Origin of the sequence: Paenibacillus dendritiformis, assembly GCF_015845845.1 — a bacterium.
GTDB classification, from domain to species: domain Bacteria; phylum Bacillota; class Bacilli; order Paenibacillales; family Paenibacillaceae; genus Paenibacillus_B; species Paenibacillus_B dendritiformis_C.
Genome location: NZ_LDIG01000075.1, coordinates 1 through 13,798, shown reverse-complemented (window position 1 = coordinate 13,798; position 13,798 = coordinate 1). Strand labels below are relative to the sequence as shown.

Here is a 13,798-nt window from a genome sequence, read left to right as displayed (position 1 = left end):
GTCCATGAATTTTCTCGGCCATGTCGTTCGATTTATCGTCGCGGCAATTGTATTGATGGTCACGGGCTGGATTGTGCCGGCGTTTTCCGTAGGCGGCTTCTGGAGTGCCCTGATCCTGGCCTTGGTAATCGCATTGATCGGCTGGATTGTCGAAGGCATCTTCGGCAAAAAAGTCACGCCGTTCGGACGCGGAATTGTCGGCTTTCTGGCCAGCGCCTTGGTCATATATGTAGCCCAATTTTTCGTCGGCGGCGTATCGGTTAGCATTCTGGGCGCCATTCTTGCCGCGCTCGTAATCGGGTTGATCGACCTGTTCATCCCGATCGCGTCTCCATTCGAAGCCGGTAAAGAATCGTAACCCGGACTGTAATCCTTTTCCAAGTCCATACTCTCCCCCTCGTCAGCCGGCAGGCCGGTATTGACGGAACACCTTGTCCGCAGAGGCTTGGCAATCCGCCAATTCATCCGCTACACTGGACTGATAAGGGGGATGAGCATGAGACGAAGCAGGCCATGGACGATAGGAGCCGCCATTTTGCTTAGCCTTGGGCTGGCCGCATGCGGCGGAACGCAAGCGGATACACCAGCGGCCTCAAGGGAAGCCGCGGATGCCGAATTGGTCATCACAGCGACCAACTACCAATTCGATCAGCCGGAATATCATATCAAGGCGGGCGAGTCCGTTCGCATCATTTTGGAGGCGAAGGGCAATCACGGCCTTGAAGTGAAGGAACTCGGCCTGAAGCTGGACCCGAACCAGACCGAGCAAGTCATCACGCCCGACAAGCCGGGTACTTATGAATTCTTCTGCACCATCATGTGCGGGCCGGGCCACAAGGACATGCGCGCCAAGCTGATTGTTGATTAACGCACGGGCCGCGCCAGGCAGACAGAGGCCGCCGTCCTGCCCTTCGGGGAGACGGCGGCTTTTGCATGCGGCGCGCCCGCTTCGATCAGAGCCGGATGCACGCGCCCAATTACAGCCATTGCGCCCACGTGACGGCCTGCGCCATCGCATCCGGAATCCATGCCCCGGTCCATTCCATCCAGACGGATGCTGCCGCCCAATCGCGAATCGCGCCCGCCGGCCAAGCCCGGAGCATCACGTACAAGATACACCATAGAAAAGCGAATTGCACCAATCCCAAGAGGGCGCCGACCAGCCGATCCACGGCGCGCACCGGCTTCCCCGCGGTCAGCTTCTGAATCGCGAACCGGATGAGCCATAGCCCCGCCATCGCGAAGGTGAACAGCAGAATGAACGCGACAACCGCATGCACCGTGTCCATCAAGGCCGGGGAAAGGGACGTTGCTGTCCCTCCTGTTCCTGCGCGGCTCCCGGAATCGGGAGTGAACAGCCGCCGGCGCACCCAAGGCACGAAATCTTCGTAATACCGCGAGGCGACAATGAACGACACGATGCATCCAATGAGGGACAAAATCTGGGATTTCATGCCCCGCCATGCTCCCCATGCCACCGATGCCGCCGCTGCCGCCGCCAGTGCATAATCCAGCCCGTTCCAGGCGGCGAAAGCATTCGCGATGTCGCTCCACAGTCTATCCAAAAATTCCAAGATGTCTATATCCATATTTGCTTCCTTTATCCGTATGTGCTCAAAAAGGCCGCTTTTTGAACATCACTATTAATTAGCGTCCTGCTCTATCAATTCCAGCCACTCATTGAACTCGCTCTGCAGCTTCTGGTATTCGTCCTTCAGTCGAAGATAAGCCTCCTCCGTCTCCTTGGCCTGCTGCCGCTCCATATCGCGTTCCACCTGCGACAGCCGGAATTGATGGGACAGCACTTCGAACTGCTCCTGAATCTGCTTCAGCTCCTCAAGCTGCTCCTGGCCGCTCTGTTCGGCCGCCTGCAGGCTGCGCAGCTCGGCTTCCGCTTCTCTCAGCCGCCGCTGCAGTTCATCCCGTTCTTCGTTCCAGGCCTTGAACGCCAAGGACCAATCTTGCTCCTGCTCCGCCCACTCGTCGGCCTGAGCCTGCCAAGCGGCTTCGGTCCGTTTCCATTCTTGCTCCCGAGCCTGGAATTGCTCGAAATGCTCCTGCCACTGCCGCTCGCGCTGCTCCCACTTCTGCTCCAGCTCCTGCCAGTGGGCTTCGCGGGCTTGCAGCTTGTCCTGCCATTCCGCCTCCAGACGGCCGCATTCCGCTTCCCACTGGGCAGTCCGCTCCCGCGCTTCCAACAGCTCGCGCTGGGCCGTTTCGACCGCTGCGGCAGCCTCCTGCTGCGCTTCCTGCACGGTCTCGGCAGCCGCTTTCCAATTGAGCGCCTCCGCTTCAAGCTGACGGTTCTTCTCTTCCAGCTCGGCGATCAGCTCATCGTAGGTCTGCTGCTCCTGCGCTTCCTTCGCACGCCATGCGCTGCGCTCCGCTTCATGCTGCTCCCGCAAAGCGGCGATGGCCTGCTCGCTCTGGGAACGCCACGCGTCCCGCTCGGCCTGGAACCGCTCCTCCAGCTCCCGCTTGCAGCTCGCGAGCTCCGCGTCCCGCTCTTCGGCCGCCTGCTTCCGCCACGCTTCGAGCTGCGCCTCGCGCTCCTCCGCCTGCTCCAGCAGTTCGCGTTCGCGATCTTCCGCCTGCTGCAGCATCTCCATCGCGTCGGAGAGCGACTGCTGCAGCTCGGCCGCATTCGCATGGGCCTCGTCGCGAACCCGCATCAGGCGCTCCATCTCTACCTGACGGGCGCGATCCAGCTCTTCCGCCCGGCTCAGGCGGCCCTCCAACTGCTGGATGCGTGCCGCCGCTTGCGCCAGCTTCGCATCCCCTTCCTCGCGGAGGGCCTGTTCCTCGGCCAATGCTTCCGCATGCTCCTCCGCGGCCTCGATCACTTTTGCTTCCGCCGCTTCGCGCAGCGCTCTCTCCTCGGCCAGCGCCTTGGCATGCTCCTCCGCGGCCTCGGTCATTTTCGCTTCCGCCGCTTCGCGCAGCGCTCTCTCCTCGGCCAGCGCCTGCGCATGCTTTTCCTCCGCTTCGAGCTGCAGGCTTGTCATCGCATCCACATCTTCGGCATGGCGATTGTGCACCTTCTCCAGCTCCTCCGCATGAGCCGCTTGAAGACGAGTCAGCTTGTCCTGCCATTCGCCGATGGTCTGCTCCAGCTCCTCTTGATGCGCTTCAAGCCATTGCTCGCGCTCGGCCTCATGCGCAGATTGCAGGCGCCCGATTTCCGCCCGGAGCTTCTCCAGTTCGGCGGCCGCCTGTTCCTCCGCTTCGCGCTTCGCCTGCTCCAGCGAGGCGGCGTGCTGCTCGGCCCAAGCTTCGCGTTCCGCCTCCAGGTTCTCCTGGGCTTGCTTCAATTGGAGCGCATGCGCCGACTTAAGCGCGGCCAACTGTTCCTGCTGCTGCTCCTTCATCTTTTCCATCCGTTCATGGAAGCTGCGCTCAAGCTGCTGGCGCTCGACTGCCGCCTCCTGACGCACTTCCTCTTGGGCAGCCTCATATTGCTCCGTCAGCTCGCTCAAGCGACGCTTCAATTCCTCATCATGCAGCCGCGCCTGTTCGGCGAGCTGCTGCTGCGCCTGTTCTTCAAGCTGGCGCGCCCGTTCTTCCGCTTCCGCTGCCTGTGCCGCCAATTGGCCTTCCCAAGCGGCGGTCTGCTCGGCAAGCTGTTCCTCCCAGATCGTCGCTGTCTCCTCGGCCAACTGCTCTGCCGCCGCGATCTTCTCTTTCCATTCCGCCTCCCGGGCAGCCAGCTTCCCGCTCCATTCTTTCTCGCCGGCTTCCAGCTTGGCCTGCCAGCTTTTCGCCTGAGCGGCAAGCTTCTCGTTCCAGGTCTTCTCCTGTTCGGACAGCTTCTGCTTCATCTGCTGTTCGTGCTTCGCGGCGGCTTGCTCCTTCTCCGCCACCGCCTGCTTCCACTTGCCTTCCAGCTCCTGCAGCTTGCGCTTCGCCTCTTGTTCGCGGGCCGCCGCGGACTGCACGCTGCGATCCGCTTCCTTCAACTGCTGGCTCAGCTTGTGAAGGCGTTCATCGGCCTGCTTTTTCTGTTCCGACAGCTGCCGATTCGACTCCTTCAGCTTGGCCGTCTCCGCGCGCAAACCCGCCGTCTGCTTCTCGGTGTTCTCCTTCTCGGCCGTCAGCGCCTGCTGGAGCTCCTTAATCTGCGCTCCCGTCTCCTTCCGAAGATCCTCAAGCGCCCGTACCGATTGCGACTTCACCCGTTCCAGCTCCCGGGTCAGCTCCAGGCCGGCCTGTTCCTGCTCCTGCAGAGATTGGCTCATCCGCGCATGGTCATCCTTTATTTTCTGCACTTCTTCCGCAATATGCACGGCCGCAAGGACGGCGATGCGCGTCGTGTCCAATCTGGAATTGACGTCCGAGATAGTGCGCATGCGCTCGTCTACCATGGCGGCGATGTTTCTCATGTATTCCTTGCTTGTCGTTCCTACCAATTTATACTGCGTTCCATATATGTCAACCGTAACCCGATGCTTATTGTCCGGAGTGGTCATCCTAGCGTCCTCCTTGCCTTCATGTCGCCCTGGCTTCCTGATGCTGCCAAGCGCTGACAATATCTATACTTCCTTCCCTATTAGGTTCGGCATGACAAGCATTATTTCCTTCTCGGTCTCTGTAGAAATGTCTTGTTTTCCTTGCGAAAAAGAGCGTTGAAGCAGGCAGCAACGCTTCGGCCTCTCCGCGAGAGGAAAGCGTTGCTGCGAATTGATGATAGAAAAGCGGACTGCCCGCTCCCCCATTAGCCCAGAGGGACGGCAATCCGCTTCCTTCATGTCGTTCTATTTGCGGAGCTCCGCTTCGAATCCGGCTTCCAGCGCGGATACGACACGTCCGTGAATCTCCGTAATCTCTTCGTCGGTCAATGTCCGTTCCGGATGGCGGTACGTGAACGAGATCGCCACGCTCTTCTTGTCCGGCGCAATCCGATCCCCGGTATAGACATCGAATACGCGGACCGATTCCAGCCATTCTCCCGCCGCGTCCTTCGCCGTCTGCACGAGCTCGCCGACCGCCGCGCCGCGATCGACGACGATCGCGATGTCGCGATCGACAGCCGGGAAGCGAGGAAGCGTCTTGTAGACGATTTCGGCGGAAGCCGCTTCAATCAACGGCTTCAGATGAATTTCCGCGACATAGGTGTCGCCCAGATCCTTCTCCCGCTGCACCTCCGGATGCAATTGGCCGATGATGCCGAGCCGCTGCTCTTCCCCGTTCGCCTGGAGATACATCGTCGCCGAACGGCCTGGGTGCAAGCCTTGCGGGCGGTTCGCCTCATAGCGGATCTGTCCCTCAAGGCCGAAATACGCCGCCAAGCTGTCGACAATCCCCTTCACATCATAGAAATCGACGGCTTCCGCCGCGATATTCCATTGCGGCGCCCGGCGCGCGCCCGCCAACAGCAGGCCAAGCACCGGCTCCTCCTGAGGAATCTCCGTCAGCGCTTCCTGCGGCGTCATGTACAAGCTGCCCAATTCAAAAATCTGAATGTTGTCCGATTTGCGGTTCCGGTTGTACGCCGCGACATCGAGCATGCTCGGCAGCAGGCTCGTGCGGAGCACGCTGCGTTCCTCGCTCATCGGCATAAGCAGCTTGACCGGAACGGCATCCGCCGCCACCGCAGGGAACAGCTTCGCTTCCGCCGGATGCGTGAATGAGTACGTGACGGTCTCATGCAGGCCGTTGTCCGTCAGCAGTTGGCGGATAGCGCGGCGGATTCGCTGCGGCTTCGTCAGATGGCCCGGCGTCGTCACGCCTTCGATCGCCGTCGTCGGAATCCGGTTATAGCCGTAAATGCGGGCAACCTCCTCAATCAGATCGACTTCGCGCGTAATATCGCCGCGCCGGCCCGGAACCGTCACCTGGAATGCGTCGCCGGACGGTTCCGATTCGAGGCCGAGCCGGTCCAGAATCGTCTTCACTTCATGCGGGTGGAGGGAGGTGCCGAGCAGACGGTTCGTATTGCCGAGCGTAAGCGTGACGACAGGGCGCTCATGACGCCGCTTGATCTCTTCAACGATGCCTGCGGAGACCGTGCCGTTCGCCAATTGGCGAATCAATTCGGCCGCGCGGTTCAAGGCCGGGATGACCGCTTCCGGGTTCGCTTCCTTTTCGAAGCGGAGCGACGCTTCGGAGCGAAGTCCGAGCTGACGGGACGTTCTGCGCACGACGCTCCCCGCGAAATGGGCGGATTCCAGCAAAATGTTGGCCGTCCGCTCCGTTACCTCCGAATTTTCTCCGCCCATCACGCCCGCAAGCCCGATCGGCTTCGATCCGTCCGTAATGAGGAGCATATGCGGCTCCAGCTTCCGCTCCTGCCCGTCCAGCGTCACGAGGGTCTCGCCATCGCGCGCGTAGCGGACGTCGATCGTGCCTTCGTTCAACCGGTCAGCATCGAACGCATGCAACGGCTGACCGTATTCCAGCATGACGAAATTCGTCACGTCCACGATATTGTTGATCGGACGCACGCCCGCCGCCAACAGCCGGTTCTGCAGCCACAGCGGGGATGGCTGAATCGTCACATTGCGGATATAGCGGGCCGCATAATGAGTGCATCCGTCGGCTGCGCTGATGCTGACGCGGATCGCATCCGATGCCTGCGTAGCGTCCTCCTGGACCTGGGTCTCCGGCAGGCGAAGCGGGCGCTCAAGGAGAGCAGACGTCTCATACGCCACGCCCAGCATACTGAGGCAATCCGAGCGGTTCGGCGTCAGATCCAGCTCCAGCACATGGTCGTTCAGACCGAGCACATCCGCGATCGGCGTTCCGACTTCGGTGCTCTCCGGCAGGACGAGGATCCCTTCCTGCATTTCCTTCGGCAGCAGCTTGTCGTTCATGCCCAGCTCCTTCGCCGAGCAGATCATGCCCTGCGACTCGACGCCGCGCAGCTTTGCCTTCTTGATCTTCATGCCGCCCGGCATGACCGTCCCGATCAGCGCGACAGGCACCTTTTGGCCGGCGTCCACATTTTTGGCCCCGCATACGATCTGCAGCACTTCGCCTGTTCCGGCATCCACCTGGCAGACATTGAGCTTGTCCGCGTCCGGATGCTTCTCCTTGGATTGCACGTAACCGACAACGACGCCGCTTACTCCTTTGTTGCGATTTTCGATGACATCAATCTCGATGCCGGCTTCCGTCATCCGCGCCGCCAATTCCTCGGCGGTCACGCCGGACAGATCGATATATTCGGATAACCATTGGTAGGATACATTCATGGCCGTTCGCTTCCTTTCCTGTGAGAAGTAGTCCCTTCCGGCTTACATGCGAGCAAATTGCTGCAAGAACCGCAGGTCATTCGTATAGAAATGGCGGATATCATCCACTCCGTACTTGAGCATCGCAATCCGTTCTACGCCCATGCCGAACGCGAATCCGGTGTACTTCTCCGGATCGTAGCCGCTCATCTCCAACACGCGCGGATGAACCATCCCTGCTCCCAAAATCTCGATCCAGCCGGTCTGCTTGCAGATGCGGCAGCCGCTGCCGCCGCATTTCACGCAAGTGACATCGATCTCCGTGCTTGGCTCCGTGAACGGGAAGAAGCTCGGACGGAGCCGGATCTGCATATGCGGACCGAACATTTCGCGCGAGAACTGAAGGAGCGTGCCCTTCAGATCGCTCATCCGGATATTTTCGCCGATCACAAGGCCCTCGATCTGATGGAACATGAACGAATGCGTCGCATCGTCGTCATCGCGGCGGTATACCCGGCCCGGGCAAATGATTTTGACCGGCACCCCGCCCTTCATCTTCTCCATCGTGCGCACCTGAACCGGCGATGTCTGCGTCCGCATCAGCAGCTCCTCCGTAATGTAGAAGGAATCCTGCATATCGCGGGCCGGGTGATCCTTCGGCAGGTTCAGCGCCTCGAAGTTATAGTAATCATGCTCGACCTCCGGTCCTTCCGCTACCGTATAACCCATGCCGATGAAAATGTCTTCAATCTCCTGAATGACCTTTTGCAGCGGATGTACCGCTCCCTGGGCCATCGGGCGGCCCGGCAGCGTCACGTCAATCGTCTCCGCCTGAAGGCGCCGTTCCGTCTCCTCGCGCTGGAATGCGGCCTGCTTCTCTTCGATAAATTGCTCGATGGCTCCGCGCACCTCGTTCGCCACCTGGCCGATCAGCGGACGCTCTTCCGCGCTCAGACCGCCCATGCCGCGCAATATTTCAGTAAGCGCCCCTTTTTTGCCAAGAAATTTGACGCGCAGCTCGTTCAAGTTGTTCGCATCCTTCACTTGCTGCAGCTTCTCCAGCGCTTCGGCGCGCAACGCCTGCAAACGCTCTTTCATAGTGTCAACCTCCCTTTGGTTTTCCAGTTCAATTACGTGTTCAAAAAGAACAACCTCTCAAAACAAAAAAGCCTTCTCTGTCTCAAGGGACGAGAAGGCCGCGGTACCACCCTTATTAGACATCACGCGCTTCGGCATAGCCGAGGCCGCGAGCTGTCTCACTTGATACGACGGTAACGGGTCGTTCGCCGGGAGCCCCTACTGGCACAGGCGGTGCCTGCCGTTCAAGGCCCTGCTCCGGAGTGAATTTCGGCAGTCCATGTCTTCAGACGCGCTCTCAATCGCTGGCGCATCCTCCCTGGGAAGCGGTGCTGCGTACTTGTCTCCATCTTGGCAGTTGCATGGATACGTATGCGTTAGATTAAAACCAATGCTGTTGAGTATAGTCAACTTGTTACATTTCAAGTATTATAGTCAACTCGCCGCTGTTTTGCAAGTCTAATTCGCGGAGTTCATCGCGTTCGATATCTGATTGATTCCGGACCGTCGAGAAACAGGATATTATAGCTATTTTCCCCTCTTCTCCCCGCTCTCCGAGCCGTCAGACTGCTATTTTTTTCAGCACGCCATTTTTGCCCGCAGGATGTAGAAAAAGAACGCCCCATTTTTATTATGACGTATTATATTAAAAATATGCGATTATATATTACACATCATTTATTTATTGTGATATACTGTATCATGAAAAACAAACCAATTATGGATCCACTCTGAAGGAGGAATTCGACAATGGCTTTACCTGTTGCCATCAACGGCATGGGCCGCATCGGCCGTCTCGTGCTGCGCCGCGCTATGGATGAAGCGCATTCGCCGTTCGCCATCCGGGCCGTGAACACTCTTTATCCCGCCGCCACCATCGCGCATCTGCTCAAGTACGATTCCATTCACGGAAAATGGAACGCGAACATCGCCGCTGAAGGCAATACGCTCCTTATTAATGATACGCCCATTCAGGTCGTCGCAGAAGCCGATCCGGCCCGGCTGCCCTGGCAGTCGCTCGGCATTCATACCGTCATCGATGCAACCGGCAAATTCACGGATCGCCCGGGCGCTTCCAAACATATCGAAGCCGGCGCGGAGAAAGTCGTCATCACCGCCCCAGGCAAAGACCTCGACCTGACGATCGTGATGGGCGTCAACGAGCATATGTACGACGATAAAAGCCATCATCTTGTCTCGGCCGCATCCTGCACGACAAACTGTCTCGCGCCGCTGCTTCATCTGCTCGATCGCTCGTTCGGCGTCGCATCCGGCTGGATGACCACCATTCATTCCTACACCAATGATCAGAAGCATCTCGATAATCCGCATAAAGATTTGCGCCGCGCGCGGGCATGCACGCAGTCCATCGTCCCGACGACCACCGGCGTAGGCAAGGCGCTGGCCGGCATTCTGCCGCATCTGGCGAACTCGGTGCAAGGCATCTCGGTGCGCGTGCCGACGCCGGACGTCTCGCTCGTGGACTTGACGGCCGAAGTGAAAACTTCCGTGACCGCGGACGATGTCCGGCTCGCCTTCCTGCATGCGATTCGCGACGGACATGATCGTTATCTCGAATGGTGCGACGAGCCGCTCGTCTCCACCGACTTCATCGGCAACGACAAATCGGCCGTCGTCGACGGGATGTCGCTTATCGCCCATGATCGCCACATTAAGCTTCTCGCCTGGTATGACAACGAATGGGCCTACGCGGCCCGGGTCGTCGACTTGACCCGTCACGTTGCGCTGGAGGGAGTGAAAGGCTCATGCAAAACGGCAGCTGCCCGGTAATGCTGGGCGCTATTCTATGCGAACGCTGCAGTACCCTTTTGGAGGAAATCGATACAGAGAAAGTGATCGTGTACTATCACCGGTGCGATGACTGCGCCGTCTGTTCCAAAATCGATAAAATCGGGGGCGAATCAGAATGAAGCCGAATTGGATCTGTCACTTCCGGCATGGCGATGCCGGCATGAAAGCGCTGTTGGGAGGAAAGGGAGCCAATCTCGCGGAGATGACGCGCATCGGGCTGCCCGTGCCGCCGGGCTTCACCATTACGACGGAAGCGTGCCGATCCTACTACGCGCAGAACCGGCTGCCGGACGGCCTGATGGATGAGGTACGTTCCGCTCTGCAGGCCGTCGAGCTGATGCGCGGCCAGCGATTCGGGGACGCCCATGATCCGCTTCTCGTCTCCGTCCGCTCCGGTTCCGTGCATTCCATGCCCGGCATGATGGATACGATTCTCAATCTCGGACTGAATGATGAGACCGTTCAAGGCCTCGTATCAGCCACAGGCGACGAGCGCTTCGCTTATGATTGCTACCGCCGCCTCATTCATATGTTCGGCAATGTCGTGTCCGGCGTCGACTCGGGCGAGTTCGAGCGCATCCTCGCCGAAGTCAAGGCGCATAGCGGCGCGCAGACGGACCAGGCTCTCTCCGCCGACGGCCTGCGCGAGGTTGTCCGGCGGTATAAGCAATATTTGGAGGAGGATGCCGGGGCGCCGTTCCCGCAGGACGTGCATGTCCAGCTGCGGCTGGCCATCGAGGCCGTGTTCCGCAGCTGGAACAATCACCGCGCGCAGGTGTACCGCAAGCTGCACCAGCTCTCCGATGACGAGGGCACGGCCGTCAACATCCAGTCTATGGTATTCGGCAACCGCGGCGCGGACAGCGGGACGGGCGTGCTGTTCACCCGCCATCCGTCGACGGGCGAGAAGCTGCTGTTCGGCGAGTATTTGACCGATGCCCAGGGGGAGGACGTCGTCGCCGGCACCCGGACGCCGCAGCCGATCGCCAAGATGGCGGAGGAAATGCCGGATCTGTACCGGCAGCTTGTCGAAGCCGCCGGCCAGCTGGAGCGCCATTACCGCGACATGCAGGATATCGAGTTCACGGTCGAGCGCGGCAAGCTGTTCATCCTGCAGACGCGGGCCGGCAAGCGAACGGCGCAAGCGGCCGTCGCCATCGCGGTCGCGCTCGTGCAGGAAGGGCTGATCACGGCGCAGGAAGCCTTGCTGCGAATGGATGTCGCGCAGCTGGAGCATCTGCTGCACCCGTCCATTGCGCCCGATGCCGCGATCGACACCGTGGCGACCGGCCTGCCCGCCTCGCCGGGAGCCGCTTCCGGCCGCATCGTGCTCGACGCGGACGAGGCGGAGCGGATGGCCGCTGCCGGCGAGCGCGTCATTCTCGTCCGGCCGGAGACGACGCCGGAGGACATTCACGGCGTGCTCGCGGCGGAAGGCGTGCTGACGAGCCGGGGCGGCATGACGAGCCACGCGGCCGTTGTCGCCCGCAGTATGGGGAAACCCTGCGTTACAGGCTGCGAGGACGTCAGCTTTGACTTCGCCCGGAAGCGCATCGCGCTCGGCGGGCGCACGTTCCGCGAAGGCGACCTGCTGTCGATCGACGGCGCGACCGGGCGCGTCATCGCCGGAGGCGTGCCGGTCGTCGACGCGGAGATGTCGGATGAGTTCCAGCAGCTGCTGGAATGGGCCGACCGCGAACGCGAGCTGGGCGTCTATGCGAACGCGGATACACCCGCGGATGCCGCGAAGGCGCGGGCGCTCGGGGCCGAAGGCATCGGCCTCTGCCGGACGGAGCACATGTTCATGTCCGCGGATCGGCTGCGCATCGTCCAGGAGATGATTCTGGCCGAATCGGAGGCGGAGCGCCGGAAGGCGCTCGCGCGGCTGCTGCCGCTGCAGCAGGAGGACTTTGAGGGCATTTTCGAGGCGATGGACGGTTATACGGTCACGATTCGGCTGCTGGATCCCCCGCTCCATGAGTTCCTGCCGAATCTGGAGGAGCTTGTCGTCCGGCAGACCGAGTGGACAGCGACCGGAGCGGGAAGCGCCCGCGAGCGGAAGGAACTGGAGCGCCTGATCGCCAAGGTGCGTTCGCTGCATGAGCTGAACCCGATGCTCGGCCAGCGCGGCTGCCGACTCGGCATTCTGTTCCCGGAAATTTATGAGATGCAAGCAGAGGCGCTCTTCCTCGCCGCTTCCCGCATGCTGCGCAAAGGCGTGCGCGTGCAGCCGGACATCATGGTGCCGCTTATCGGCCACGCCGCCGAGCTGAAGCTGCTGCGCGAGCTGATCGAGCGCACGGCGGAGCGGGTGCTCGGTCCGGAGCGGCGCAGCTGCGCGTACCGCATCGGCACGATGATCGAGGTGCCGCGCGCGGCGCTGACGGCGGGCCAGATTGCGGAGCATGCCGACTTCTTCTCGTTCGGCACGAACGATCTGACGCAGATGACGTTCGGCTGCAGCCGCGACGATGCCGAGGGCAAGTTCCTGGCCCACTATGTCGACCGCCGCGTGCTGGCGTCGAACCCGTTCCAGGTGCTCGACACGTCCGGCGTCGGCCAGTTGATTGAGCTGGCCGTGGAGCGCGGCCTTGCCGCCAATCCGCAGCTCAAAACCGGCATCTGCGGCGAGCACGGCGGCGAGCGCGACTCGATCCTGTTCTGCCATGCGACGGGGCTCGATTATGTAAGCTGCTCGACGTTCCGCGTCCCGCTCGCCCGCATCGCCGCCGCCCAGGCGAAGCTGCTGCACGGAAGCCGGAACAAAGCTTCCCTGCATTCGATATCGGTGTAACCCATAGAGAGAAGCGCCCGCTTGCGCGGGCGTTTCGGACTGTCGACAAAGCCTGTCGACAGTCTTTTTTTCTTAGGAAGGGCGGGGCCGGGGAAGGCAGGACAGGTTAGGTTAGGTTAGGGCGCAAGCTGGTCCCTGCGTGAAGCTAGATGGTCTGCGCATGAAGCAAGCTACTTCCCGTATGAAATTCCTGCACAGGCGCAGCATTTTTAACCTCAAGAGGCTAAATTCCGAGAAAATCCTGCAAAATTACATTATTTCGCCATTTTGAACGCTACTTATGCCTTGCCGTGTGGTAATTGCTGTATTTTTGCAGCAATCTTATTTTCGCAAGCTCGTGTCAATGAAATTGCTGCATTTTTGCAGTATTGGTGGAGCAGGTGACTAGAGTGGCGGGAGAAATGCAGCTTCAGTGGAGTGGGATGACTAGAGCGGCGGGATTATTGCAGTTTCTGCCTCTGTCGAAACGGGTTTGTACTCGGGGTTAAAGTAACACCTGGAAAGTTTCATCACAGCCAAGTCTTCGAAGATGTTCTCGAAGAGGCTGATAGTCTGGTTCCGGCTACACAAGCGGTTGCAACGGATGCAGGCTGCAAGACGCCAGCTATTTGCAAAACGCTGCAAGAACGAGAGATTCGTCCTGTCCTGCACTAGCGTTGCATCAATCTTTTTACGAAAATTTTCACCCTATAATTCTCTATATTTGTAACTTATTGAACTATATTCGTGGACAAAAATAAAGAAATCTCCTATTGTTGAGTTACCCTCAGCGTTATCCATAAAACGCCTCAACAAAGGAGATTCCTATGGATAACGTACCGAATCAAAACGTCATTTGTCAATGCCTAAAGTGGTTACATGTGAATTCCACTAGAGATGAGTCATTGGATTACCGAGCCCAAAAGTTGTTTGTCGGCGCTTCGACACTCTTGTTTGTAGAGGCACA

At 59.7% G+C, this 13,798-nt stretch carries 8 protein-coding genes and 1 pseudogene; 5 read left to right on the top strand and 4 right to left on the bottom strand.

Translation table 11 applies throughout. From position 1 onward, the window contains the following. Window positions 1-4: 4 nt before the first annotated feature. Together ABD76_RS04550 and ABD76_RS04545 are read left to right on the top strand one after the other, a co-directional pair. Window positions 5-358, top strand: a complete 354-nt coding sequence (locus ABD76_RS04550) for a phage holin family protein (RefSeq protein ID WP_197254614.1) — start codon at window positions 5-7, stop codon at window positions 356-358. A 138-nt stretch (window positions 359-496) separates the two neighbouring features. After that, on the top strand, window positions 497-868 hold the full coding sequence (locus tag ABD76_RS04545; protein ID WP_242069360.1) for a cupredoxin domain-containing protein: 372 nt from the start codon (window positions 497-499) through the stop codon (window positions 866-868). A gap of 109 nt (window positions 869-977) precedes the next feature. Here ABD76_RS04545 and ABD76_RS04540 read toward each other — a convergent pair whose 3' ends face one another. From ABD76_RS04540 to pheS, 4 genes are all read right to left on the bottom strand, one after another. Further along, on the bottom strand, window positions 978-1,589 hold the full coding sequence (locus tag ABD76_RS04540; RefSeq protein WP_197254612.1) for a CvpA family protein: 612 nt from the start codon (window positions 1,587-1,589) through the stop codon (window positions 978-980). A 54-nt stretch (window positions 1,590-1,643) separates the two neighbouring features. Further along, a complete protein-coding gene (zapA, locus tag ABD76_RS04535; RefSeq protein WP_197254610.1) occupies window positions 1,644-4,466 on the bottom strand; it encodes a cell division protein ZapA in 2,823 nt (940 codons plus the stop codon). Window positions 4,467-4,751: 285 nt separating this feature from the next. Further along, on the bottom strand, window positions 4,752-7,190 hold the full coding sequence (gene pheT, locus ABD76_RS04530) for a phenylalanine--tRNA ligase subunit beta (RefSeq protein WP_197254608.1): 2,439 nt from the start codon (window positions 7,188-7,190) through the stop codon (window positions 4,752-4,754). A 42-nt stretch (window positions 7,191-7,232) separates the two neighbouring features. Continuing rightward, entirely contained in the window at window positions 7,233-8,267 is a 1,035-nt protein-coding gene (gene pheS / locus ABD76_RS04525) for a phenylalanine--tRNA ligase subunit alpha (RefSeq protein WP_197254606.1), read from the bottom strand. 729 nt (window positions 8,268-8,996) lie between these two features. Here pheS and gap point away from each other — a divergent pair. From gap to ABD76_RS04510, 3 genes and pseudogenes are all read left to right on the top strand, one after another. Next, on the top strand, window positions 8,997-10,037 hold the full coding sequence (gap, locus tag ABD76_RS04520; protein ID WP_197254605.1) for a type I glyceraldehyde-3-phosphate dehydrogenase: 1,041 nt from the start codon (window positions 8,997-8,999) through the stop codon (window positions 10,035-10,037). Between the two features lie 136 nt (window positions 10,038-10,173). Beyond that, window positions 10,174-12,852 carry a pyruvate, phosphate dikinase gene (gene ppdK / locus ABD76_RS04515; RefSeq protein ID WP_197254601.1) on the top strand — a complete coding sequence of 893 codons (2,679 nt, stop codon included), beginning with the start codon at window positions 10,174-10,176 and terminating at the stop codon, window positions 12,850-12,852. Between the two features lie 474 nt (window positions 12,853-13,326). Next, window positions 13,327-13,506: pseudogene (locus tag ABD76_RS04510) on the top strand (IS5/IS1182 family transposase); the annotation flags it as partial. Window positions 13,507-13,798 lie beyond the last annotated feature (292 nt).